Source organism: Thermostichus sp. MS-CIW-15 (assembly GCF_054060575.1).
Map to the genome: position 1 here is coordinate 12114 of NZ_JBSSDI010000029.1, position 22156 is coordinate 34269.

24 protein-coding genes, 1 tRNA gene and 1 other annotated feature are annotated in these 22156 nt (G+C 60.5%); of the genes, 7 read left to right on the top strand and 18 right to left on the bottom strand.

Annotation, left to right across the window (positions count from 1 at the left end; all coding sequences use genetic code 11):
• Positions 1–23 precede the first annotated feature (23 nt).
• A complete protein-coding gene (locus ACVW0R_RS10605) occupies positions 24–1895 on the bottom strand; it encodes a M61 family metallopeptidase (RefSeq protein WP_457502033.1) in 1872 nt (623 codons plus the stop codon).
• 266 nt (positions 1896–2161) lie between these two features.
• Here ACVW0R_RS10605 and ntcA point away from each other — a divergent pair, with 266 nt between their 5' ends.
• On the top strand, positions 2162–2836 hold the full coding sequence (ntcA, locus tag ACVW0R_RS10610; protein ID WP_457502034.1) for a global nitrogen regulator NtcA: 675 nt from the start codon (positions 2162–2164) through the stop codon (positions 2834–2836).
• A gap of 115 nt (positions 2837–2951) precedes the next feature.
• Here the strand turns inward: ntcA and leuB are convergent, their stop codons facing one another.
• From leuB to petB, 3 genes are all read right to left on the bottom strand, one after another.
• Positions 2952–4097, bottom strand: coding sequence for a 3-isopropylmalate dehydrogenase (gene leuB, locus ACVW0R_RS10615; protein WP_011430627.1), 1146 nt, complete (start codon positions 4095–4097; stop codon positions 2952–2954).
• A gap of 142 nt (positions 4098–4239) precedes the next feature.
• Positions 4240–4752 carry a cytochrome b6-f complex subunit IV gene (petD, locus tag ACVW0R_RS10620; RefSeq protein ID WP_049749760.1) on the bottom strand — a complete coding sequence of 171 codons (513 nt, stop codon included), beginning with the start codon at positions 4750–4752 and terminating at the stop codon, positions 4240–4242.
• A gap of 77 nt (positions 4753–4829) precedes the next feature.
• Positions 4830–5477: a cytochrome b6 gene (gene petB, locus ACVW0R_RS10625; RefSeq protein ID WP_011430625.1), complete on the bottom strand. Its 648-nt coding sequence runs from the start codon at positions 5475–5477 to the stop codon at positions 4830–4832.
• A 205-nt stretch (positions 5478–5682) separates the two neighbouring features.
• Here petB and ACVW0R_RS10630 point away from each other — a divergent pair, with 205 nt between their 5' ends.
• The 5 genes from ACVW0R_RS10630 to ACVW0R_RS10650 all read left to right on the top strand — a co-directional run bounded on the left by ACVW0R_RS10630 (position 5683) and on the right by ACVW0R_RS10650 (position 11776).
• Positions 5683–6996, top strand: coding sequence for a S41 family peptidase (locus ACVW0R_RS10630; RefSeq protein WP_457502035.1), 1314 nt, complete (start codon positions 5683–5685; stop codon positions 6994–6996).
• Between the two features lie 88 nt (positions 6997–7084).
• Positions 7085–7639 (top strand): phycobiliprotein lyase, encoded by a 555-nt coding sequence (locus ACVW0R_RS10635; RefSeq protein ID WP_011430623.1) that lies wholly within the window; start codon positions 7085–7087, stop codon positions 7637–7639.
• 12 nt (positions 7640–7651) lie between these two features.
• Entirely contained in the window at positions 7652–8173 is a 522-nt protein-coding gene (locus ACVW0R_RS10640; RefSeq protein ID WP_228375239.1) for a hypothetical protein, read from the top strand.
• Between the two features lie 182 nt (positions 8174–8355).
• Positions 8356–9693 (top strand): hypothetical protein, encoded by a 1338-nt coding sequence (locus ACVW0R_RS10645; protein ID WP_041438408.1) that lies wholly within the window; start codon positions 8356–8358, stop codon positions 9691–9693.
• Between the two features lie 37 nt (positions 9694–9730).
• The gene (locus ACVW0R_RS10650) at positions 9731–11776 is read left to right on the top strand and encodes a hydantoinase/oxoprolinase family protein (protein WP_457502036.1); all 2046 of its coding nucleotides are present in this window, start codon (positions 9731–9733) and stop codon (positions 11774–11776) included.
• A 110-nt stretch (positions 11777–11886) separates the two neighbouring features.
• Here ACVW0R_RS10650 and ACVW0R_RS10655 read toward each other — a convergent pair.
• Positions 11887–11959, bottom strand: a tRNA-His gene (locus ACVW0R_RS10655).
• A gap of 69 nt (positions 11960–12028) precedes the next feature.
• Between ACVW0R_RS10655 and ACVW0R_RS10660 the strand changes: the two genes are divergently transcribed.
• The gene (locus tag ACVW0R_RS10660; protein ID WP_011430619.1) at positions 12029–12817 is read left to right on the top strand and encodes a photosystem II S4 domain protein; all 789 of its coding nucleotides are present in this window, start codon (positions 12029–12031) and stop codon (positions 12815–12817) included.
• 58 nt (positions 12818–12875) lie between these two features.
• Here the strand turns inward: ACVW0R_RS10660 and ACVW0R_RS10665 are convergent, their stop codons facing one another.
• From ACVW0R_RS10665 to ACVW0R_RS10725, 13 genes are all read right to left on the bottom strand, one after another.
• The gene (locus tag ACVW0R_RS10665) at positions 12876–13787 is read right to left on the bottom strand and encodes a homogentisate phytyltransferase (protein WP_011430618.1); all 912 of its coding nucleotides are present in this window, start codon (positions 13785–13787) and stop codon (positions 12876–12878) included.
• A 52-nt stretch (positions 13788–13839) separates the two neighbouring features.
• Positions 13840–14343, bottom strand: a complete 504-nt coding sequence (locus ACVW0R_RS10670) for a YceD family protein (protein WP_011430617.1) — start codon at positions 14341–14343, stop codon at positions 13840–13842.
• Between the two features lie 85 nt (positions 14344–14428).
• Positions 14429–15064 carry a Jag family protein gene (locus tag ACVW0R_RS10675; protein WP_240527859.1) on the bottom strand — a complete coding sequence of 212 codons (636 nt, stop codon included), beginning with the start codon at positions 15062–15064 and terminating at the stop codon, positions 14429–14431.
• Positions 15065–15140: 76 nt separating this feature from the next.
• A complete protein-coding gene (gene yidC / locus ACVW0R_RS10680) occupies positions 15141–16319 on the bottom strand; it encodes a membrane protein insertase YidC (RefSeq protein ID WP_457502037.1) in 1179 nt (392 codons plus the stop codon).
• Between the two features lie 329 nt (positions 16320–16648).
• On the bottom strand, positions 16649–17062 hold the full coding sequence (rplL, locus tag ACVW0R_RS10685; RefSeq protein ID WP_011430613.1) for a 50S ribosomal protein L7/L12: 414 nt from the start codon (positions 17060–17062) through the stop codon (positions 16649–16651).
• 73 nt (positions 17063–17135) lie between these two features.
• On the bottom strand, positions 17136–17699 hold the full coding sequence (rplJ, locus tag ACVW0R_RS10690; RefSeq protein WP_099813120.1) for a 50S ribosomal protein L10: 564 nt from the start codon (positions 17697–17699) through the stop codon (positions 17136–17138).
• A gap of 73 nt (positions 17700–17772) precedes the next feature.
• Positions 17773–17928 (bottom strand) — a sequence feature (ribosomal protein L10 leader region).
• 89 nt (positions 17929–18017) lie between these two features.
• Positions 18018–18728 (bottom strand): 50S ribosomal protein L1, encoded by a 711-nt coding sequence (gene rplA, locus ACVW0R_RS10695; protein WP_011430610.1) that lies wholly within the window; start codon positions 18726–18728, stop codon positions 18018–18020.
• A gap of 99 nt (positions 18729–18827) precedes the next feature.
• Positions 18828–19253, bottom strand: coding sequence for a 50S ribosomal protein L11 (gene rplK / locus ACVW0R_RS10700; RefSeq protein ID WP_011430609.1), 426 nt, complete (start codon positions 19251–19253; stop codon positions 18828–18830).
• Between the two features lie 9 nt (positions 19254–19262).
• On the bottom strand, positions 19263–19934 hold the full coding sequence (gene nusG / locus ACVW0R_RS10705) for a transcription termination/antitermination protein NusG (protein WP_011430608.1): 672 nt from the start codon (positions 19932–19934) through the stop codon (positions 19263–19265).
• Between the two features lie 83 nt (positions 19935–20017).
• Positions 20018–20284 carry a preprotein translocase subunit SecE gene (gene secE / locus ACVW0R_RS10710; RefSeq protein WP_011430607.1) on the bottom strand — a complete coding sequence of 89 codons (267 nt, stop codon included), beginning with the start codon at positions 20282–20284 and terminating at the stop codon, positions 20018–20020.
• 101 nt (positions 20285–20385) lie between these two features.
• Positions 20386–20739 carry a hypothetical protein gene (locus ACVW0R_RS10715; RefSeq protein WP_099813121.1) on the bottom strand — a complete coding sequence of 118 codons (354 nt, stop codon included), beginning with the start codon at positions 20737–20739 and terminating at the stop codon, positions 20386–20388.
• Positions 20730–21491 carry a tRNA (guanosine(37)-N1)-methyltransferase TrmD gene (gene trmD, locus ACVW0R_RS10720; protein ID WP_011430605.1) on the bottom strand — a complete coding sequence of 254 codons (762 nt, stop codon included), beginning with the start codon at positions 21489–21491 and terminating at the stop codon, positions 20730–20732. The genes ACVW0R_RS10715 and trmD overlap by 10 nt, the downstream gene beginning before the upstream one ends.
• 5 nt (positions 21492–21496) lie before the next feature.
• Entirely contained in the window at positions 21497–21916 is a 420-nt protein-coding gene (locus tag ACVW0R_RS10725) for a hypothetical protein (protein ID WP_457502038.1), read from the bottom strand.
• Positions 21917–22156 lie beyond the last annotated feature (240 nt).

Here is a 22156-nt window from a genome sequence, read left to right on the forward strand (position 1 = left end):
ACTTTTCTTTCCAGTTAACTGGATTACCTGCTTGCCTCAACATGATAGGAGGAGATAGGTGAATTTTCAAGCAGATGGGGACCTGCCTCTGACCGAAGCTGGGCGCCGACAAGGGATCCCAGCCAGCCTTGCTGAAGGGCTTCTTGAGCAGGAGTCAGTTCAGGCAACACCTCCAACGTGTAGACATCGGGCCGAGGGGGATCCAACGGGATCCAGAAATGTTTCAACTGATCGGCTTGAAAAACGCTCAAACAAATGATCTGGTGGGGCTGATAAGCCGTCAAGCGTTCCGCCAAGTTGGCAGCGCTCACCCTGAACCCATCCAGGGCCACCAGCTCATCGCCGGCCCAGATGCCCGCTTTTTGCGCCGGGGATCCCATCTCTACTGCGCTGATGCGATTGCCCTCGCCGTTGAAATTGAGGCCCAGGTATGGGATGGGGTTGGGTCGGCTGAAGTGAACCTTGAGGGTGAGGCCAAAGGGGTGGAGGTAGGCGTTGTAGTCTAGCTCTTCCGTGCCGTCCACATAGGCGGCGAAAAAGGGGCTGAGATCGGCGCCGGCTGCCCGCTCAAACGCCTCTTGCAAGTCTTGGTTGCTGTAGCCTTTCTCTGTCCGACCAAAGCGCTGCCACAGATCCCGCAGGGCCGTGTCCAGGGATCCCTGCCCCCCTGAGAGGTGGCGAATGTGCAGATCTAGCAGCCAGCAGACCAAAGCGCCCTTTAGGTAATAGGAAACCTGGCTGTTGAGGCTATTTTCGTGGGGACGGTAGAGCTTGATCCAGGCGTCGAAACTGGATTCTCGCAGCGATTGTACGGCTCGACCTGGAGTGCGCTGCAGCCGGCCAATTTGCTCGGCCAGGATCTTTAAAAAATCTTCGGCGCTGAGGATCCCTGCCCGCAGCAAGATGACATTTTCGTAGTAGCTGGTTGCCCCCTCGCAAAACCACAGACAGTCCACGTAGTTTTCTTGGTTGTAGTTAATTTTCTCCAAAGCCAGAGGGCGCAGCCGCTTGACGTTCCAAGCATGGAAAAGCTCATGGGCCAGCAGCGCCAAAAAGCGGCGGTAGGAGTGGGGCTGATGCAGCTCCAGTCCAGAATAATTGAGGGTGGCACTGTACTTGTGCTCCAGGCCGCCAAATCCCCCGGCTGACAAATGCACAATAAACCAGTAGCGGTCGTAGGGCAGCTCGCCAAAAAACGCCGCCGTGGCCCGGACAATTTTCTCGGCATCGGCCACCGCTTGCTCCAAATTTAGGGTGCCCGCTCCCCAGACCACGAAGTAGTGAGGGATCCCTTCCACCGCAAACGACCGCAACTGGTGCAGGCCCACCTCCACCGGGCTATCCACCAGCTCGTCGTAGTCTGCCGCCACAAAAGACTGGCCGGAAGCAGCATCCTCAGAAGAAGACCTCAAAGGTCGCAAACTGGTGGCGACGTGCCAGTCGGGTTTGGGAGGGATTATCGTCAAGGTGTAGGGCTCCCGCTCGCGACCGGGCACGTAGAGAAAGAGCGCCGCCCCGTTGAAGTAGGCGTGGGTGAGATCCAAATGGTTGGTGCGCACCGTCAGCTCGTAGGCGTAGACCCGATAGCGGATCGCGACAGCCGAACAGCGGGGCGGCTCGATCTCCCAAGTGTGCTTATCTACCTTCCGCCAGGCCAAAGGGATCCCTTGCTCCGTTGCTGCCTGAAACTCTTGCACATGGCGGGCATATTCCCGCACCAGGTAGGATCCCGGCGTCCACACCGGCAGCCGCAGTTGCAGAGGTACTTTTGGATCCACCTCTTGGATCTGTAGTTCCACCTCCAAAAGGTGATTGGCCGGCTCCGGCATCCGCACCGTGAAATGCTGACGGCTTAGCTGAGAAGGGGCGGCAACCCCACCCTGCGCGATCCCCATATAACTTTCCTCGCACCTCCCGCCTGCACCGTCCCAAAACAGTGCGCTAGAGGCATATCTTGGACAGGAGACAAGACTTCAAAGATGTAGCTCCTGCTACAAAGATATCCAAGCAGAGTCTTTTAGCTTAGGATAATCTTGCCGCCGAGGTCATTTTTGAGTCAAGGGTGGCTTGGGTCAATAGCGGGCAGCTCAACCCCGGCACTCCTGGCTGATCTTGTTGGGTTGATTCTAAGGGATAAACTGACCTTAAAAGGTTGAAGAATATGGCAGTGGCCATTGCAGAAAAATCTCTGGTTGCAGCCTTCAAACAGTTGGGAGGGCCTCACCATCCTCCGGTTATCGAAACGTTTGAGCGCGGTAAGACCATCTTCTTTCCTGGGGATCCGGCGGAGCGGGTTTACTTTTTGGTGAAAGGAGCTGTCAAGCTCTCGCGGGTCTACGAAATGGGGGAAGAAATTACCGTCGCTCTCCTGCGGGAAAACAGCATCTTTGGGGTGCTCTCCTTCATCACGGGGCAGCGCTCCGACCGCTTCTATCACGCGGTGGCCTTTACCCGCGTCGAGCTGCTCTCTCTGCCCATCGAACAGGTGGAAAAATCCTTGCGGGAGAACGCTGAGCTCTCCATGTTGCTCCTCAAGAGCCTGTCTTCCCGCATCTTGCAGACGGAGATGATGATCGAGACGCTGGCCCACCGCGACATGGGATCCCGTCTGGTCAGCTTTCTACTGATCCTCTGCCGCGACTTCGGGGTGCCCGGCCCCAATGGAGTCACCATCAATCTCAAGCTATCCCACCAGGCCATTGCGGAAGCGATCGGCTCCACTCGCGTCACCATCACTCGTCTGTTGGGGGAGCTGCGCAAGAAGAACTACATTTCCATCCACAAGAAAAAGATCACCGTCCACGACCCAATGCAGCTTGGCCATCGCTTTGCCTAGGGGGAGAAGCTGCCCCTAGGGCCGTTTCCAGGAATTTACCAGTCGGGACAATCCCTCCCTCTGGGAGAGGAGTAGCCGTGCCACCAGGGCAGGGCAGCGACGAGGGAACCTCCCCTCAACCACCAGGGGCTGAGAGCGATCCTTGGGGGGAGGCTTGCTGCTGGGCCAGAGCAGCCAAGATCTTTTCCCCCATTTCCCGACAGCCGACGAGGGTCATCCCCTCAGAGTAGATGTCGGCAGTGCGGTAGCCCTGGGCCAAAACCGCCTCGACGGCCTGTTCGATGCGGTCGGCAGCCTGGGGCTGATCCAAGGAGTAGCGCAGCAGCATTGCCCCGGAGAGCACCTGGGCAATGGGGTTGGCCTTGTCTTGTCCGGCAATATCCGGGGCTGACCCGTGTACGGGTTCGTACACCCCAGGGCCAGAGGATCCCAAAGAGGCAGAGGGCAACATGCCGATGGACCCGGTCAGCATCGCCGCCTCGTCGGAGAGGATATCCCCGAAGAGGTTCTCCGTGAGAATGACGTCAAACTGCTTGGGCCAGCGCACCAACTGCATGGCAGCATTATCGACGTACAGGTGGGACAGCTCCACGTCGGGGTACTCAGCCGCAATGGCGGTAACCCGCTCCCGCCACAGTTGTGACACTTCCAGGACATTGGCTTTATCCACCGAGCAGAGCTTGCGCCGGCGTTTGCGGGCCAGTTCAAAAGCCACACGGGCAATGCGATCCACCTCCGCCTCGCTGTAGGCCATGGTGTTCACACCCCGCCGGGATCCCTTGGCATCTGTGAAGATCCCTTTGGGTTGGCCGAAGTAGATGCCGCCGGTGAGCTCCCGCACCACCACCAGGTCGATCCCGGCAACCACCTCCGGCTTGAGGGAAGAGGCCTGCACCAGTTGCGGAAAGATCTTCACCGGGCGCAAGTTGGCAAACAGCCCCAGGCCCGCCCGCAAGCCCAACAAAGCTCGCTCAGGGCGCTTCTCCCGCGGCAGGGTGTCGTACTTAAAGTCGCCAACTGCCGCCAAGTAAACAGCATCGCTCTCCTGGGCCATTTTCAAGGTCTCTGGCGGCAAGGGATCCCCCGTGGCTTCGTAGGCGGCCCCGCCAATCAAGCCCTCCTGCCACTGGAGGGAAAACCCCACCTGAGCGGCAACCGCATCCAAAACCGCCCGCCCCACCTGCATGATTTCAGGACCGATCCCATCTCCGGCCAGGGCTGTAATCCGATAGGTTCGGACAGCAGAGGAAGGAACGCTCATGGGCGGTCACAGCAAAAGAATGCGTAGCGATATTACCATCCCTTGGCCCCCAGGTTTGCCGAAAAGTCCCCTACGTCCAAAAAAAGTGCAGCCCGGCCACCGGCCTGCTGCACTCAGAGTTATCAAGCCGATATTCTGCCCTCTAGAACAGGCCCAGGGTGACCCACTTATCCAGAGGCAAGGTGGCGCCAATGCCCAAATAGAGGGTGACCAAGGTGCCGATCAAAAACACCGTCGTCGCCACGGGGCGGCGCAGCGGATTCTGAAACTTGTTGACGTTTTCGATGAAAGGCACAAACAGAAGGCCGACCGGAATGGCCGACATCAGGGCAATGCCCAAGAGCTTGTTGGGAGCAATGCGCAAAATGTGAAACGCGGGGTAGAGATACCACTCCGGCAGAATTTCCAGCGGCGTGGCAAAGGGATCCGCCGGCTCGCCGACACCCGCCGGATCCATGACCGCCAGGCCGACAATCACCCCAATAGTGCCCAGGATCACCACCGGGAACATAAAGAGCAAATCGTTGGGCCAAGCGGGCTCCCCGTAGGTCATGTGGCCCATGTTCTTCTTCAGCTTGGCCAAAACTTTGGGATTGTCTAGGTCAACTTTGCGGGTAATCGCCTCGGTTGCTATCACTTGCTTTGAGACCGGCATAGCCATTCTCCTTGTCTAGGGCAAAAGTTCTGAAAAGATGCATCCAGGGTGCCCGGCTCACAAGAACCGGTTTGGGATCACAAAGGCCCGGAGATGCCCTGGCGGCGGATCATCAGAAAGTGCATCGTCATGAAGACCGCCGTCAGCCAAGGCAACACAAAGGTGTGCAGGCTGTAGAAACGGGTGAGGGTGGCTTGGCCAACTGCCTCGCCGCCGCGGATAAGCTGGACCAGGGCATCCCCCACCACCGGAATGGCACTGGGCACCCCGGAGACGATCTTGACTGCCCAATAGCCCACCTGATCCCAAGGCAGGGAGTAACCGGTAACCCCAAAGGAAACCGTCAGTACCGCCAAGATCACGCCGGTTACCCAGGTCAGCTCGCGCGGCTTCTTGAACCCCCCCGTCAGGTAAACCCGGAAGGTGTGTAGAATCATCATCAACACCATCATGGAAGCACTCCAGCGGTGGATGGAGCGCAGCAGCCAGCCGAAGTTGACCTGGGTCATGATGTAGTTGACCGATTCAAAAGCCTCGGCCACCGTTGGACGGTAGTAAAAAGTCATGGCAAAGCCGGTAGCAAACTGAATGAGGAAGCACACCAGCGTGATGCCGCCGAGGCAGTAGAAGATGTTAACGTGGGGCGGAATGAATTTTCCGGTTGCGTCATCGACGAAAGGCGTGATCTCCAGCCGCTCGTCTAGCCAGTCGTAAACTTTGCTCATGATGCCTGCAATTTTTAGAGTTGGATATCCAGGGCGGGGCGGGCCCACTCCCTATAGCACTGTAACACAATTCGTTAACACGATCATGAAGTCGGGCTCAGCTTTGAGACAGGGATCCCTACACCAACAGCCCAAACGCCTGCTGATGTCTCATCTTGTTCACGTTTCTTAGTATTTCTTAGCTTCTTCTTCAGTTTGGGATCCGATGATTGCGCAGAAGCCGAGATCTGGGGGAAGCAGTTGCAGAGGGTTGGGGATCGGATGGGGGTTACGCCAGGCTGTCCGAGTTTTGTTGCTAGGGTGCCTGCTCTGGGCGAGTTTGGGCATTGGCGCCTGTCAGGTGCAGGCCAGCCGCTGGGGGGAAGAGCAGCAACTGCTGGCGCAGGCGTGGGCCTATGTGGATCGGGCCTACGTGGATCCGGGTTTCAACGGACAGAACTGGTGGCAGGTGCGCCAGCGCTTTCTCTCTCGGCCCCTGAAGGATCGGCAAGAGACCTACCGGGCCATCGAGGAGATGCTGGCAACTCTGGGGGATCCCTACACCCGCTTTTTGGACAGGGAGCACTACCTCAGCCTGCAGACTTCCACTGCTGGCGAGTTGAGCGGCGTCGGCCTCCAGATTGCCATCGACGGGCAGGGGGCAGTACGGGTCATCGCCCCAATGGAGGGGACTCCTGCCGAGCGGGCCGGGATCCAACCTCAAGATGAGATCCTGGCGGTGGATCAGGTGCCAGTGGCAGGGCTGAGCTTGGATGAGGTGGCAGAACGCATGCGCGGCCCCAGCGGCACAACCGTTAGCCTACGGCTAAGGCGGCAGGAGCGCATCTGGGAGGTGGAGCTGGTGCGGCAGTCCATCCTGATCAACCCGGTGCGCACCGGTTTTTTCAAGCTGCCCCAGGGGGAGGTAGCCTACATCCGCCTCAGCCAGTTTAACGGCAATGCCGCCGCTCAAGTGCGTCAGGCCATCCAGGCCGCAGAAGCGCGAGGAGTGCGGGGCTACATCCTCGATCTGCGCAACAACCCCGGAGGGTTACTGCAGGCGGCCATTGAGATTGCTCGCTTTTGGATCCCCAAAGGCGACATCGTGCGAGTGACGGATCGCTACGGCATTCAGGACGGCATTCCCGCCACCGGCGAAGTCCTCACGGCAGCCCCCTTGGTCGTCTTAGTGAACCAGGGCAGTGCCAGCGCCAGCGAAGTCTTGGCGGGGGCGTTGCAGGACAGCGGACGGGCGCAACTGGTGGGAACGCGCACCTTCGGCAAGGGGCTGATCCAATCCCTGCTGGAGCTGGCGGACGGCTCGGGGCTGGCCGTGACCACTGCCAAATACCTCACCCCCAACGGCCACGACATTCATCGCCAAGGGATCCAGCCCGATGTGGAGGTGGCCGCGGGCCCTGTTCCCCTGACGGCAGAAAGCCTGGGCGGCCCTGAGGATGGGCAGTTGCAGCGGGCTTTGGAAGTGTTGGGGGCGACTTTGTCGGTGGCCCAGGGGATCCCAGCGGCAGCTAACACCTGAGGGGGAGAAGGGGAGTGCCTGTTTGTCTGCGATTCGTTTTAGGATCGGGTTTAGCCGTCCACTTGGCCCTGCTCTCGATCCCTCTGGCATGAATGCCCTGCAAAAATTTCACCACTTCTTCAACTGCTGCATTGGCGCCTGGCACACCGAGCGCACCTACCACTATTTGGATCGAGGGGAGGTGGAGCGTTCGCGCACCGACTTCACCATTCGCACCCTCACCCCTGAGCTCAAGGAGAAGGTCCTGGCCGACAACAACTACCCCAACCACGGTGTGGACGGGTTTTTGGGCTTCCACCTGGCGTTTGAGACGGTTTCCGAAAAAGGGGAGGAGGCTGGGCAAGAGCTAAACATGCTCTTCGTGCCCCGGCGAGAAGGGCCCCGTGGGCTGGAGGGCGACTACTTGCGGGATCGGGCCTATGAGGAAGACCGCCCCATAGTGGCCAGCTTCCGCTTCGATCCCGGATCCCTGCAACTGGTGATGACCACCACCTACACCCGCGTCGTTGCTGTGGATACCATCACCTTGCTTAACCCACGCCTGCGCCTGCGCCAGATCCTCACCTACCAACGACCCCCTCACGGTCAGCCCTTGGAGGAGCTGCTGCTGGTGGGGTTTGGGGTAGAACAAAAGCTTACCTAGGGGGGTTTATCGGTGGATCCGGAGTTGATCCCTCCCGAAGACTTGCGCCTGCCCCAGCATCTGGCCCGGATTGAGGCCAGCTTTGAGCGGGGACAATACCGTCGGGTTCTGGAACAGGTGAAACAGGCCCAAAGCCGCTACCCGCAAGCGGGCAAGCTGCGGCTCTGGCAGGCCCTGGCCGAGGAGGCCCTTGGAGAGACCCAGGAGGCGATCCGCTTGGCGCAAACCTTGCTGGGCAACCCGGATCCGGAAGTGGCTCAACAGGCCCGCTACGTGTTGGGCATCTGGCAGGCTCCGCGTCTGCGGCGACCAGCAGAGTGGTTGCTCGAAATCCCAGATCTCAGCCATCTGGAAGAGGCCGAGCCAGGGGAACGCCGTCTGGTCTATGAGCGCCCCCGCCGCCCAGCTTCCCTGCCAAAAGTCGCCGATCCCATCCGCCGCGAGGCTGCTCCCCCCTTGAATACCCAACGGCTGACGTGGGTGTTGATCGGGATCCTTTTCGCCCTGCTAGCGGTGATGGCCTGGCTGCCCTAGCCCAGCCCTGGGTCGGCGCAGAGACAGGCTGCCTGACCCAAAAGCAGCAACAGCCGCCCTCGTCGCCCCCGAGTTGAAGAGAGATACTGGGAATAGGGATGGCTGTAACCCTTGGCTGCAGATGCTGGGCGAGCGTCCCAGTTGGATCCCGGGCAACAGTAGGTAACCAGCGGAGGTTGAGAGTGGCTACACAGACATTGGTCATCGATGCAGTAGAGCAGTTGGGCTTGCGGGTCACTCTGGGAGATATTGCCTCCAGCACAGGCCTGGCCCTAGAGGAGGCCAAACAGGAGTTGCTGAAGTTAGCCCAAAAGGCTGGGGGGCATCTCCAGGTTTCGCGGCAGGGGGAGATTGCCTACGTTTTCCCGCCCGACTTTCGCGACATTCTCAAGCGCAGGGAGCAGCAGGATCGGCTGGCAGCCTTGCGACGCAAGCTGTGGGGCGGCTTTCTCTACGGGCTGCGCATCTCCTTCGGCATCCTGTTGGTGGTGTCGATTATCCTCATCACCCTGGCGTTGATAGCTCTGCAGATGGCCAGCAGTCGTGAAGAGGGCAGCGGCAGTCGCAGTCGCTCGCGCGAGGTGGGGTTCTTCTACTTCCCCAACCTTTGGGTGGGCAACCCCTTCTGGAGTCCCTACCCCTACTACGGGGGCTATTCCGGTCGGGCGCAGCCCCGCCGGGAAAAATCGGAGATGAACTTTTTGGAGGCGGTGTACAGCTTCCTGTTTGGGGACGGGGATCCCAACGCCAACCTGGAAGAGGAGCGCTATGCCTTGATCGGCCAAGTGATCCGCGCCAACGGGGGGGTGATCGCCGCCGAGCAGGTGCTGCCCTACCTGGATGTGGAGCCGGGATCCCCGGCCCTAGAATACGAAGACTATATGCTGCCCATTCTGCTCAAGTTCGACGGCCAGCCGGAGGTAAGCGAGGACGGCGATATCGTCTATCGCTTCCCAGAGCTACAGGTGGCCGCCTCAGAGCGCCGCTCCAAGAAGATCCCGGAGGTGTTGCAAGAAAAACCCTGGGTGTTTAGCCGCGCCACCCCTGAGCAACTGACCCTAGCTGCTGGCTTGGGTGTGCTCAATTTCCTCTTGGCGGCCATTCTCTACGGGGCGCGGGAGGAGGTGGCAGCCGCCGCTGGCAGCAACGCCTTTTTGGCGTTTATCTACCCGCTGATTGGATTCCTCTTTCTCTATGGCACGCTGTTTTTGGCAGTGCCTGCAGTGCGGTGGCTGACGTTGCAGTTCCGCAACCAGGGGGTGGAGCGCCGCAATCGCATCCGGCGGTTCTGGCAAGAGCGGCTGAAGCGTCCCTCCGAGGCGCTGCTGCGCAAGCTCGACTTTGCCCGCCGCTTCCGCCGCCAAGAAGTGGTGCGGGAGTCGGACACCATCTACTCTACGGAGCGGGATCTGATCGAGCAGCGGGACTACCGGCTGGACGAGCCGGCCTTTCGCCAGCTTTTGCAGCAGGAGCAACCCCTGGAAAGCAAGTCGGAAGAGGTGCCCCGGCCTCGTCTCTAGCGAGGGGTTGAGGCCTGCCCAAGGGTCTTATCGAGCCATGGCCAATGCCAGTAGCGCGCAAGGCAAGCAACAGGATGGGAGGCAGGGGGGCCTGGTCCGCCTGGGGATCGACGTGGGAGGCACCTTCACGGATCTGGTGCTCCTCCAGGAAGGCCAGATCCGGACAGCCAAGGTGCTCTCCACCCCCAGCCCAGAAGCGGGGGTCTTTGCCGCCCTGGACAAGCTGGGCCCAGTTGAGGTAGACGTGTTCTGCCACGGCATGACGGTGGCCACCAACGCCCTCTTGGAGCGCAAGGGATCCCCCACCCTGTTTCTGACCACGGCGGGCTTCCGGGATGTGCTGGCCATTGGTCGCCAAAACCGCCCTTCCCTTTACGACCTCACCCAGCCCAAGCCAGAGCCGGTGGTGCCCCGCCACCACTGCCTGGAGGTGAAGGAGCGCTGCAGCGCCGGCGGCGTGGTCGAGCCGCTGACGGAAGAGGAAATCCAGCGCGTCCTCCGGGAAGTGGGCGAGCGGGTAGAGCGGGATGGGATCCTTGCCGTGGGGGTGGGATTCTTGTTTTCTTTCCTCTACCCGGAGCACGAGCAGCGCCTGGGGGCGGCCCTGAGAGAGGCTTTCCCCGACTTGCATGTTTCCCTCTCCTGCGAAGTGGCGCCGGAGTTTCGGGAATACGAGCGCTTTAGCACCACGGCCATTGATGCCTACCTCAGCCCGGTGCTGGCGGGCTACCTGCACCGCTTGGCGCAGGGCTGCCGGCAGCGAGGGATCCCCGAACCCCTGATCATGCAATCCTCCGGCGGCGTCACTTCCATTGCCCAGGCAGCGGCTCATGCCTCGGTGGCGCTGCTTTCGGGGCCAGCGGGCGGCGTTTACGGGGCGGCCTACCTGGGCTGGCTGAGCGGCTATTCCCATCTGCTCAGCTTCGATATGGGGGGAACCAGTACCGATGTGGCCCTCATTCAAGACGGCCTCCCTCAGGTTACCCCGTCAGCGGTGGTGTGCGGCCTGCCGGTGCAACAGCCCCAGATCGACATCCATACCGTCAGCGCCGGGGGCGGATCCCTGGCCTCGCTGTTGCCGGGCGGGGGGCTGCAGGTGGGGCCGGAGAGTGCCGGCTCCAACCCTGGGCCGGCCTGCTATGGGCGGGGAGGAACGGCTCCCACGGTAACCGACGCCAACCTCTGGCTGGGCTACTTGCCGGATGGGGGCTGGCTGGGGGACGCTGTTTGCCTACGGCGGGACTTGGCCGGCCAGGCCATCGGAACGCTGGCGGAGCCCTTGGGTTTGACTTTGGAGGAGACGGCTGTTGGCATTCGCACCCTGGCCAATGTGGCCATGGCGCGGGCTTTGCGGGTCATCAGCGTGGAGCGGGGCTTGGATCCTGCCGATTTTGCCCTGTTGGCCTTTGGCGGAGCCGGGCCCATGCACGCCTGTGCCCTGGCGGAAGAGCTGGGGATCCGCCGCGTCCTCGTCCCAGCCTTTGCCGGTGTCCTCTCGGCGCTGGGTATGGCTTTGGCCGATCTGCGGCGGGACTACCGGCGGGCCATCCTGCAGCCGCTGCAACAGTTGGAGGGGGAAGGGGGAGGATCCCTTTTGGCCCAGTGGGCGGCGCCCCTCATCCGCCAGGCGCAAGCCGACCTGCAGGAGCCGGGGCTCTCCTTCAGCCTCGACCTGCGCTACCGCGGCCAGTCTTTTGAGCTGGAGATCCCGGCCCAGTTGTCGGATCCGGTTTCTCTCTTGGAGCAGCGGTTTCACCAGGCCCACCGCCAGCGCTACGGCTGGCAGGATCCCGACCAAGAGGTGGAGGTGATCCAGCTGCGTCTGCGGGCGGTACAAGCTTTGCCCCCTGTGCCTTTAAAGGCGCCGCCCCCCCTGCCAGGGGATCCCTTCAAGGGGGAGCGCCAGGCCTGGACGGGCGGCCGGATGCGACCGGTCCCAGTCTACGATCGGCGGCGCATGGGGGTGGGGTTTCAACTGGGCGGGCCAGCGATTGTGGAGATGCCGGAGGCTACCGTGGTGATCGAAGCCGGTTGGACGGGCAATATCGACGCCGTGGGAACCCTGATCCTGAGCTGCGGGTGATTCCGTTGCCAGGTGCGGCCCTCGGGAACCCTTCCTCAGCTTGGTTGCCAGCAGTTTTGCAAGGTTTTGAGGTTTTCTCTAAATTGGCAGGGCCCAGGTTATTGCGGCAGGGCGGACGATGGGACTCGAACCCACGAATGGAGGAACCACAATCCTCTGCCTTAACCGCTTGGCTACGCCCGCCAGGATCCTGGGGATCTAGCTTAGCATGGGACAAACAGAACAGAACCGCAAAGATTGAAGCGCCCCAACATGCTGCCCAGAACCGAACTACTGAAAGGAGCGGAGTATCGAGAAACCTTGGCGCGCATTCTGGATCTGGGGGAGCAAGCCCTCAAAACCTGGCAAGTGGTCTGGAGTGACTTTCTCTCCCCGGCAGAAGTAGCCGAGGTACAAAGCCGGTTGCACAACTTGGCCGAACTGCAGGTGATGGCCTGGGGAGGCTATGCCCAGGCAGAGCGGCAACGCCTAGCCCTGGCCCGCCCTGAGGTCAGCCTGGAGGTGGAAGGCGCAGAAGGGATCCCCTTGGCCGCCGTTCAAATCCAAGGAAACTTTCTTTTCGACCCGGCCACCCACCGCGACTTTTTGGGAGCCCTTTTGGCGACGGGAATTGCCCGCGAGAAGGTGGGAGACATCCTCGTGGTGGGCGAATTCGGGGCCCAGGCCATCGTTGTGCCGGAGCTGGTGGACTATCTCAGCCTCAACCTAACCCAGGTGCGCAGCGTGCCCGTCAAGGTCAGCCGGATCCCTCTCAGCCAGTTGAAGGTTCAACCGCCGCGGGTGAAGTCCATCACCAGCGTGGAAGCCTCTTTGCGCCTGGATGCAGTGGCCTCGGCAGGATTTGGCCTGTCTCGCAGCAAGATGGTGGAAGAGATCCAGCGGGGAGAGGTGCGGGTTAATTGGAAGCCGATTACCCAAGCCAGCTACACCGTCGGCCCCCAGGATTGGATTGCCATTCGCGGTCGCGGTCGGCTGCAAATTGAAGAGGTGGCCGAGACGAAAAAGGGCCGCTTTCGCATCCAGATGAAGCGGTATCTCTAGGTTTTTGGAGATCGGCTGCCCGCCTGAGCCGGGGCAAGATCGCGGCTCCTGGCAAATGTTAGGAAAAAGGGAAGAAGGCCCAAGGATAGAGCAAATACTCCAGGTAAAACAACTTCCAGATCAGTTGATAATAGGTGACAATCGCGTCGCGGCAACCCAGATCCAGGCGAACACCATAGCCCAAAAGGATCCCCAACCCCAGCCCATGTCCTAACAGCATCCAGGCGCCCCGGCCCATGAGGAGAAAATAGCTTCCCAAAGCGATAAAGGCTAGGTAACAAGCGGCCAAAATGCCGATGCAAAACTTTGAGATCCGCTCCTGGCCAAAGCGCAACGAAAAGGTGGCAATGGCAAACCGGCGATCCCCCTCCATGTCGGGAATATCCTTGAAAAGGGCGATCACCAGCCCAAAAATAGACATAAACCCTGTCAGAAAAACAATGGGAGCAGAAAGCTCGACTCCCCCCTGCATCAACTGCTGAAAATGGCTGTACAGGCCCAGATTGACGATCAACCCCCGCACACAATAGATACAAGCCGAGGCCGCCAGCGGAAACCGCTTCAACCGCAGGGGGGGCAGGGAGTAGGCCGTGCCGATCCCGTTGCTCAACAGCACCGTCAACAACAGGTACGGGATCCCTGTCAGGGCCAATAGGATGGATGCCACCCCGCAGGCGGCGACGATCCCCACCCCCTGTCGCCAACTCAGGGAGCCGGCGGCCAAGGGCAGATGGGGTTTGTTGATGCGGTCGATCTCGATATCCGTGAGCTGGTTGAGGCCGACAATGTAGACATTGGCCGCCAGACAAGCCACCCAAGCCACGCCCAACTGGGGAAGGACAGCTAGCAGGGCCGTTGGTTCAGCGGCCACGAACCCGGCCAGCAAGTAGAGGCCCAGTAGACTGGCACTGGTGCCGTAGACGGTGTGGGGCCGAGCAAAACGCCAAAGAACCTGCCAATTTGGGGTCATTCTAGCCAGCAGCGATACAGCTCATGGCCCGAAGCCCTCTCGCGGAGAGTGGCTAGGGATGGGGAGAGTCTTTAAGGAGGGCAGCCAGGGCCGACCAGCGGGGATCCACCGGCGGCGGCGCAGCCGCTTCCACCACAATGCCCGGGCAATCGGGGCGACAGGGCAACTGGTGGGGCATCTCCAAATGCAGGTGTTGGTACATCCAGTCTTCGATATCCAGCTCGCCGTTGGGCGGCAGGCTCTCCAGCAGATCCTCTTCGTCCCGCAATTCCAACTCCAGGGGCGGGGGTTCAGGACTGGGCTCCCGAATCAGGATGATCTCCTCAACCTGCAGATGCAGCCGGTGGTTAAACTGCTGCAGGCAGCGGTGACAGGTGAGGGTGACGATGGTGCGGGCCTCGGCGCTCACCTCCAGGAAATGCCCCCGGTGGCTGGCCTGCAGGGATCCCTCCACAGGGGTCAAGCTCTCAAAACCTGGGAAAAACTGCCTAAAGTGAACCTCTTGGGTTTGACCAGGCATCTGCCGCAGGTCGGATAGACGAATTGGCCTCAGCATGACATCCCCCTTTATACGTCTTGGGTAGCAGGGATCCCGGAATCGCCCCTATCGGCAAGAGAGCCGCACAGCCAGCGCCTCCAGGTCAGGGTCGAGAAGAGGCCCGCCGGATCACCAGGCGACGGTCAGGCTCCTTGCCACGGCTGAAAGTTTCCAGATCGGCGTAGGCAGGGTCTTTCAGGAGCGTGTGGATCTGCCGCCGCTCGGCAGCAGAGAGATCGGGAAACTCGTATTCCCGACCACTGGTTCTCACCTTTTCCACCGCGACAGCAACCAAGGCTTTGAGCTCCTGCAAACGGCGCTGACGATAGCCATCCAGATCCAGGATATAGGGCTGCTGTTGGTCTTCTGGCTGGTTGAGGTTGAGAAGGGTGTTGGCCAAATACTGCAACGCATCCAAAACCACCGGGGAGCGCTCTTCCTCGGGGCCGGCTTCTTTGGACGGCGGCAAGGGCGATGCAGGCGCTTTTGAGAGCAACATTTGCTTCTGAGCCGGCGTTAGAGAATCGGCCTCGATTTCGATTATCTCCCCCACCACTCGCACCACCGCCGGGATTCCCATCGCCGCCAGCACCTGCTGCAACCACTGCCTGGCCCGTTCTCGATGTTCGGCAGGAGAAAGCTTGCCCTGGGAAGGCGCAGCGGTTCCCTCAGACTTCTGATGCGATTTTTTGGCGGCGGATCCCTTCACAGATCCCGTAGAGGACTCAGGGCGGCTCATCCTGGGCAGCTTCCAATTCTGAAGAGGTATCAAGCACTCGACCTAAGCCCGCCCCAAGCCAAGCAGCAAGGACTTGCTAGGGCTCAAAGGGCAGGGATTCGCGCCCTCCCCCGGCTGCCTTTGGCTTGGCTGGTCGGTCAACCTCCTTGGCTTCCCCTGTGCTCGCCTGGGCAGCGCGACGGCGCTCCTCTTCCACCAACTGCTGCAAGTTCTCAGGCAACGGCTCCCGCGAGAGCAAGAAGGTTTGCACGGTTTGGAAGATGTTGGAGACAAGAATATAGAGCAAGACCCCAGCCGGCAAGGGGAAGAACAGGAACATCGCCGAGAACAGCACAGGGGTGATGCGGGCCATCGAGCTCTGGCTGGGATCCTCCTGGCCGGCGTTGGTCAGGGATTGGTTCAGGTAAATGGAGACACCGAAAAGGACGATCATGCCGATGATGTCCCAGTGAATGGTGCCATCCGGATCAAAGGCGCCGACGCGGCCTAACTTGTCGATAAACAGAAAGCCCGTGTCAGAGGCCAAGCCCGGGATCGCAACCTCCACCGTCACTTCCCCCGGCTGCAGGGCCAGCAAGGTGCCATCCGGCTGGATCTGGGCCCGCTCTTCTCCTTTGGTGATCTTCCAGGTGGGCCGCAACAGGGTGGGATCCCCGCCCGCCTCTGCCACCAACTGCTCAAAGGGCTTGCCCCCCGGCCCCTGCAGCCTAAACTGCACCTGCTCCCCTACGGCAATCTTGGTGCCCTTGGGCGCCACCAGCACCACCGGCTTGTGTACCGAGTCGGTGACGAAGATGTTCTTGCTGGGGCTGACGTAGGGGGTGGGCACCACCTCTGCCGCCACCTCTGCTGGCAGGATCTGCAGGTTGACATCGTAGGTAACCGCCGCAAAGGGGGATCCCCGCAGCGTGGCAAACAGAGCAAACAGCACCGGCATTTGAATCAAGAGCGGCAGACAACCCCCCAGCGGGTTGACCCCCAGCTCGCTGTACAGTTTGGCCTGGGCCTCGCGCAGCTTTCGCGGGTCATCCCGGTACTTTTCCTGGATCTCTCGCATCCGCCGCTGCATCAGGGGGTTGATCACCTTCATGCGCCGCATGTTGCGGATGGATCCGACGTTGAGGGGGTAGAGGGCAAAGCGGATCACCAACGTCAGGAAGATGATGGCCAGTCCATAGCTGGGCACGATCCCGTAGAAAAAATCCAGGATCGGCAGCATGACGTTGTTGGAGAGAAATCCGACTCCGAAGTCCATGGGGGGTGCTGGCGAACGTCCGTAACCCATTGTAAGGGTTTCCGACCGGCTGACGAGGGCGTTTTCAGAGTTGAAGCGCTCCAATCAGCAAGAGAGACCTGGGCACTTGCCGGCCTCGCCAACCCTCCCCTTCTCCCAGGGGAGACTAGCCAAACGATTTCCCTGCCTTGCCGAGGGAGAGGGGCAGGGCGCGGCGGCATATCAGTGAAAAAGGAGGGGCTGCTTTGCCCCTCCCTCATCGTTCTGGTTAAACTTGGGGCTCTGGCAGCACCCCTTTTCTGGAAGCAAGAGGCGCTCTGGATGAGGATCCCTTTCCCCTGCCGACGGGACTACTTGACCTTGACCGTGGCGCCAGCTTCCTCTAGCTTCTTCTTAATCTCGTTGGCTTCCTCTTTGGGGATCCCTTCCTTGACCGGTTTGGGAGCAGCCTCCACAAGATCTTTGGCATCTTTCAGGCCCAAGCCGGTCAACTCGCGCACCACCTTGAGGACGGCGATCTTCTTATCCGCGGGGACAGCCTCGAGAATGACATCAAAGGCCGTCTGCTCTTCCACCGGTTCAGGCGCCGCTGCCGGCGCCGGCGCCGCTGCTGCTGCCACGGGAGCAGCCATGACCATGCCACCTGCCGGGGCAGCCGCACTGACGCCAAAGGCTTCTTCGATGGCTTTCACCAACTCGGAAGCTTCCAACAAGCTCAACGCTTTCAACTCTTCCAGGATCTTTTGAACACGCTCCGAAGCCATGGTCTTGTCTCCTCAGGGTAACGAAGTGGATAGGGTGGAATCGGGTCGATGAACCCAAGACAGGCCGAGCCCGTCAGGCCGCCTCCTTGTCGGCAATAGCCCGGATGGCCCTTGCCAGGGAGGCCGGGATTTCTTGGATACCGCGGGCCACCTGCGTAGGCACGGCATTGAGCCCAACCGCCAGTCGAGTGGCTACCGACTTGAGGCTGCCCGCCACCTGGGCCATGAGCACCTCCTTGGGCGGCAGCTCGGCGATGGCCTTGGCCTGATCCAAGGTCAGAGATAGCCCCTCGGCAGCGGCGCCGCGGAACTCGGTTTTCTTGGTTTGCTTGGCGAAATCTTGATACGCCTTCAGGGCTGCCGGAATATCGCCCCGGATCATGATAAAGGCCGTCGGCCCTGACAGGAAGGGAAGAATTCCTGCCCAAGCCTTTTGGTCGGCGACAGCCCGACGCATCAAGGTATTTTTAACAACCATGCAGACAGCATCCGCCTTGCGCAGCTCCGCCCGCAGTTGGTTCATCTCGGAAACGGTCAGCCCCTTGTAGTCGATTACCAGCACCATTTGGCTGGCTTGCAACAGGGAGCGAACTTCATCGACCATCTCCGCTTTTTTCGCTAAAGGTTGCTTGCCCATACGCTCACCTCCTTTGTGGTCACTGGCTCACTGAGAGCCGAACAGGTGTTGCCGTCGGAAGGGGGTATCTGGAGCCGCCAAAGAGAATGCGCCTCAGCCATAGCCGAGACGCATTGAGGCAAGCGTAACCTAGCAGTCCACAACGGGATCCCTTAGCACTCCGCTCAAACCTCGGCAGGAGATTAAGCCCCTTGGCCCCTGCTGTCTTCGGCTCGCTATTCGACTGTGGAAAGCTCTTCTCTGCCCAGATCCTCCGGAAAAATGGCCAATTCAAACGGCAAGCAACTGCCTTTGCCCCTTTGCAGCGCCGAAGCAGGCTTAAGCAACCAACTTCAGCTCTCGCAGAGCATTGATGTCAACCTCAATCGAGGGCCCCATTGTAGCACAAACATGTAGAGCTCGCCAATACTTGCCCTTGGCTCCAGGGGGACGGTTGCGATCAATGGACTCCTGCACGGCTTTCAGGTTTTCCAGCAGAGCTTCGACGGGAAACTTGCACTTGCCGAAGATCAAATGCACAATGCCGGTTTTGTCCGCCCGGTACTCCAGCTTGCCGGCTTTGAACTCCTTGATGGCTTGGGCCAAATCCATGGTGACCGTCCCGCCCTTGGGAGAGGGCATGAGGCCGCGCGGCCCCAATAGCCGCCCCAGCTTAGCAACCTGGGGCATCACATCGGGGGTGGCAATCAGCAGGTCGAAGTCGATCACGCCCTTGCCGATCTCCTCGATCAGGTCTTCAAAGCCCACCCGGTCGGCCCCTGCGTTCTGGGCTTCCGTAACCTTCTCGCCGCGGGCAATCACCGCCACGCGAATCTCCTGCCCGGTGCCGCGGGGCAAGACGACGGTGGTGCGCAACTGCTGGTCGGCGTACTTGGGATCGATCCCCAGGCGGATGTGAACCTCCGCCGCCTCGTCAAATTTGGCAGTGGCCGTCTCCTTCATCAGGGCCAGGGCTTCTGCGGGGGGATAGGCAATGGGCTTGACTTTCTCCCGCAAAGCTTGCATACGTTTGGACAGTTTTCGAGCCATAGTTTTTCCTCGGGGTGCTGGCGAGAACTTCTCTCCCCCATAATGGTCTGCCAAAACTTCCAGACAACAAAGACTAGAGATCCTTAAGTCGATCGACAATCAATCAACTATTGTCACCCCCATGCTGCGGGCGGTGCCGGCGATGATCTTCATGGCCGCCTCCACGTCACGGGCATTCAAATCGGGCAGCTTCTGCTCGGCAATCTGGCGCAGTTGCGCCCGCGTCAGGGATCCTACCTTGACTTTGTGGGGCTCACTGGATCCCGACTCAATGCCGAGGGCTTTTTTGATCAACACCGAAGCCGGCGGCGTCTTGAGGACGAAGGTGAAGCTGCGATCCTCGTAAATCGAGATCTCGACCGGCACCACCATCCCGGCTTGATCGGCCGTTTTGGCGTTATATTCCTTGCAGAAGGCCATGATGTTAACCCCGTGCTGGCCCAGAGCCGGGCCGATGGGGGGAGCGGGGGTGGCTTTGCCCGCTTGGATGGCCAGCTTGACCACTGCCACCAGTTTCTTAGCCATGAAACGCGGTTACACCTCTTTGCGCACTTGACCAAACTCTAATTCTACCGGAGTATCGCGCCCGAAAATCGAGATCAAAGCCTTGAGCTTGCCCCGCTCTGGGCTGACATCCACCACCTCGCCGTAAAATCCCTGGAAGGGGCCAGAGAGCACCTCGATGCGATCCCCAGGTGCCATGTCGATCTTGAGGGGCACTTCTTCCACCTCGACGCTGCTGAAGATGCGCTGGACTTCGCTGGGGCTAAGGGGCCGTGGCGTCACATGGCCGCGACCACGACCGTAGGCCCTTCTCTCTTCCGTGCCGACGAAGTTGATCACGTTGGGGGTGGTTTTCACCACCATCCAGGTGTCGTCGTTGAGATCCATGCGCACCAGCACATAGCCGGGAAAAATCTTTTCCTCTTGTTCCTGGCGCTTGCCGGATCGATCGAGCTTGAAGCCCGTCCGCTTCGGGATCACCACCTCGACAATCTGATCTGCCACATCCAGAGCCGCCGCCCGCTGCATCAGGGTGCTTTTGACTTTGTTTTCGCAGCCTGAAGCCACCTGCACGGCGTACCAGCGCAGGTTGCGGCGACCTTGACTTTCGCTTTCTTCCCCCTCCGCCGCCGTGCCCGCAGGCTCTAGGGGCTCGAGGCGGCCCCCCCGGCCTCTCCGCCGCTGCTCTGGCTCTGGGCTCATCACCTCACCTCCTCTCTGTATCTGTCTGTGTGCATGGGCCTCCTCTCCCCAAGTCCTTGGCAGGGGCCATCTGGGGAAAAACCTCACGAGAACAGTTGAGTGGCCAGCCAGCCGAACAGTTGATCGACCAGGTAGATGAACGAGGCGAAGGCCAACACAATCAGTAAAACTCCCACCGATTCGCTAATCAGTTGCTGGCGGCTCGGCCAAACAATTTTGGCCAACTCCGCACGGGTCTCTTGGAGAAAGCCTGGGATCCCTTTAGACTCAGTGGAACTGGAGTGGCCCCGGCTGGCGGGATCCAAACGCTGTTCCGTATCGGCTTTGCTAGAAGAGGTGCTTTTAACCACGGTGGTATCTCCTGATGGATCCCGAAAACGGTGCGCCACCTTTTAGCGCACGCAAGATCGGCTTAGCGATCTTAACAGATCTGTTGAGGGTGGGATCCCTCTCAAGGGTCGGGAGTGGACTCAGGCGTTAGCGCTCTGGGGGAGAGCACCAAAGGGCGGCGGGAGCGGTTGAATTGCTCTACCGCTGCGTCGATCCCGGCTTTGCTGTCCCAACGCGAGGCGGCATTTTGCCGGGAGAGAAACTCGGCGGCCCGCAGGAGGTCGTTCATGTCAATGCTGGTGCCGTCGAACAACTGGACGTTGCGGTCGCGGCGGATGGCCTCGTTGACATCTCCCCTTTGGGCCAGGGCAACTTCGGAGCTGGCCAGGATCCCCAGCAGAAGCAGACCCAGCGCTGCAGGGATCCCAAGCCGGCCAACAGGGGTGAAAGGGGAGCGGAGACGGTTTACAAACATCGATCCTGTTCCTCCACATCGGTGTGCTGCTCGGCCAGTCCCTCTGCCAGCAACTGTTGTTCTTCAGGCGTGAGGGGGCGTTTGGCCAACAGGTCTGGTCGCCTTCGCCAGGTGCGAACCAACTGCTGTTGCAGACGCCAACGGGCGATGGCTCGGTGGTCGCCTGAGAGAAGCACCGGCGGCACCTTGTGCCCTTGGAACTCCGGTGGACGGGTGTACTGAGGATACTCCAGTAGCCCCGTCTCGAAACTTTCGCTCCTCAGCGAGTCTATCTTACCAACTGTGCCCGGCAAGAGCCGCACCACGCCGTTGATCAAGGCCAGCGCCGGGATCTCCCCCCCTGTCAGGACAAAATCGCCCAGCGACACCTCGCGGGTGGCCAGGTGTTGGCGGATCCGCTCGTCAAAGCCTTCGTACTGGCCACAGAGCAGGATGAGCTGCGCCTTTTGGGCAAGTTCTTGCAGCAGCGCCTGGTTCAGCGGTTGCCCCTGGGGCGTGAGCAAGATGATCTCGCAGGGATCCAGGCGGGGCAGGGAGGCGACGGCTGCAAAGAAAGGCTCTGGCTTGAGCACCATGCCCACCCCGCCCCCGTAGGGCTCATCATCGACCCGGCGGTGCTTGTCGGTGGCAAAGTCCCGCGGGTTGGTGCAGTGAACCTCGGCAATCCCCTGCTCTAGGGCCTTGCCCACCAGCCCGATGCGCAGCGGCGTTGCAAAAAACTCCGGGAAGAGGGTGATGACGTCGAACCGCACAAGACTTAGGAGGAGGCAGAGGGAGGTTCTGTGCGCAGCCGCTCTAGATCCAGGCGCAAAGACTCGATCTGGTGGATCAGTTCCATCAGCTCGGCCATCTCTTCTTTGGAGATAGGGACAGAGCCGGCAGGGGAAGCCGTGGTCGGGGGGGTACTCTCAGCAGGAGCGGGCCTCTCGCTGTCTGGAACTGTGGCAGGGGCGTTGGCGGCTGGATCCCTGAGACTTTCAACGTAGCGGACAGCCTCCTGTTCGATCAGCTCCCCCTTTTGCTCCAGTTCTGCTGCCAGTTGTGCCAAGTCCATCGAGAGGCGGTTGAGGTTTTCGGCCCGCTTTTCCGGGTCTTGGAGGATCTCCACCAGGGCAGTGGCCGTGCCGTAAAAGATGTGGCGAGCCCGCGTGAACCAGTCAGAAGAGCGAGAACTCATGGCAGCAGTCAAAGGGGGTGGGGATCTCCATTCTAGGCAATGCCTGGCGGGTATTGCTTGAGGCGCTTGGAATATGAGAACGGGCTCAATCCACGGCGCGAATCTCGCCGCTGTTGAGCCGCTCCACAACCAATTCCAGCAGCTCGTGCTGATACATTTACGCTGAACACTGCTGAGCATTACTGCTCAGCGGTGAAGCGATAGCATTCTGTCCGTTTCCGTTGTCACTACGCGACGCTG

Bases quoted from the DNA above. Each gene is read 5' to 3' on its own strand.
- ACVW0R_RS10605 (WP_457502033.1), bottom strand. From the start codon at position 1,895: ATGGGGATCGCGCAGGGTGGGGTTGCCGCCCCTTCTCAGCTAAGCCGT.
- ntcA (WP_457502034.1), top strand. From the start codon at position 2,162: ATGGCAGTGGCCATTGCAGAAAAATCTCTGGTTGCAGCCTTCAAACAG.
- leuB (WP_011430627.1), bottom strand. From the start codon at position 4,097: ATGAGCGTTCCTTCCTCTGCTGTCCGAACCTATCGGATTACAGCCCTG.
- petD (WP_049749760.1), bottom strand. From the start codon at position 4,752: ATGCCGGTCTCAAAGCAAGTGATAGCAACCGAGGCGATTACCCGCAAA.
- petB (WP_011430625.1), bottom strand. From the start codon at position 5,477: ATGAGCAAAGTTTACGACTGGCTAGACGAGCGGCTGGAGATCACGCCT.
- ACVW0R_RS10630 (WP_457502035.1), top strand. From the start codon at position 5,683: ATGATTGCGCAGAAGCCGAGATCTGGGGGAAGCAGTTGCAGAGGGTTG.
- ACVW0R_RS10635 (WP_011430623.1), top strand. From the start codon at position 7,085: ATGAATGCCCTGCAAAAATTTCACCACTTCTTCAACTGCTGCATTGGC.
- ACVW0R_RS10650 (WP_457502036.1), top strand. From the start codon at position 9,731: ATGGCCAATGCCAGTAGCGCGCAAGGCAAGCAACAGGATGGGAGGCAG.
- ACVW0R_RS10660 (WP_011430619.1), top strand. From the start codon at position 12,029: ATGCTGCCCAGAACCGAACTACTGAAAGGAGCGGAGTATCGAGAAACC.
- ACVW0R_RS10665 (WP_011430618.1), bottom strand. From the start codon at position 13,787: ATGACCCCAAATTGGCAGGTTCTTTGGCGTTTTGCTCGGCCCCACACC.
- ACVW0R_RS10670 (WP_011430617.1), bottom strand. From the start codon at position 14,343: ATGCTGAGGCCAATTCGTCTATCCGACCTGCGGCAGATGCCTGGTCAA.
- ACVW0R_RS10675 (WP_240527859.1), bottom strand. From the start codon at position 15,064: ATGAGCCGCCCTGAGTCCTCTACGGGATCTGTGAAGGGATCCGCCGCC.
- yidC (WP_457502037.1), bottom strand. From the start codon at position 16,319: ATGGACTTCGGAGTCGGATTTCTCTCCAACAACGTCATGCTGCCGATC.
- rplL (WP_011430613.1), bottom strand. From the start codon at position 17,062: ATGGCTTCGGAGCGTGTTCAAAAGATCCTGGAAGAGTTGAAAGCGTTG.
- rplJ (WP_099813120.1), bottom strand. From the start codon at position 17,699: ATGGGCAAGCAACCTTTAGCGAAAAAAGCGGAGATGGTCGATGAAGTT.
- rplA (WP_011430610.1), bottom strand. From the start codon at position 18,728: ATGGCTCGAAAACTGTCCAAACGTATGCAAGCTTTGCGGGAGAAAGTC.
- rplK (WP_011430609.1), bottom strand. From the start codon at position 19,253: ATGGCTAAGAAACTGGTGGCAGTGGTCAAGCTGGCCATCCAAGCGGGC.
- nusG (WP_011430608.1), bottom strand. From the start codon at position 19,934: ATGAGCCCAGAGCCAGAGCAGCGGCGGAGAGGCCGGGGGGGCCGCCTC.
- ACVW0R_RS10715 (WP_099813121.1), bottom strand. From the start codon at position 20,739: ATGTTTGTAAACCGTCTCCGCTCCCCTTTCACCCCTGTTGGCCGGCTT.
- ACVW0R_RS10725 (WP_457502038.1), bottom strand. From the start codon at position 21,916: ATGAGTTCTCGCTCTTCTGACTGGTTCACGCGGGCTCGCCACATCTTT.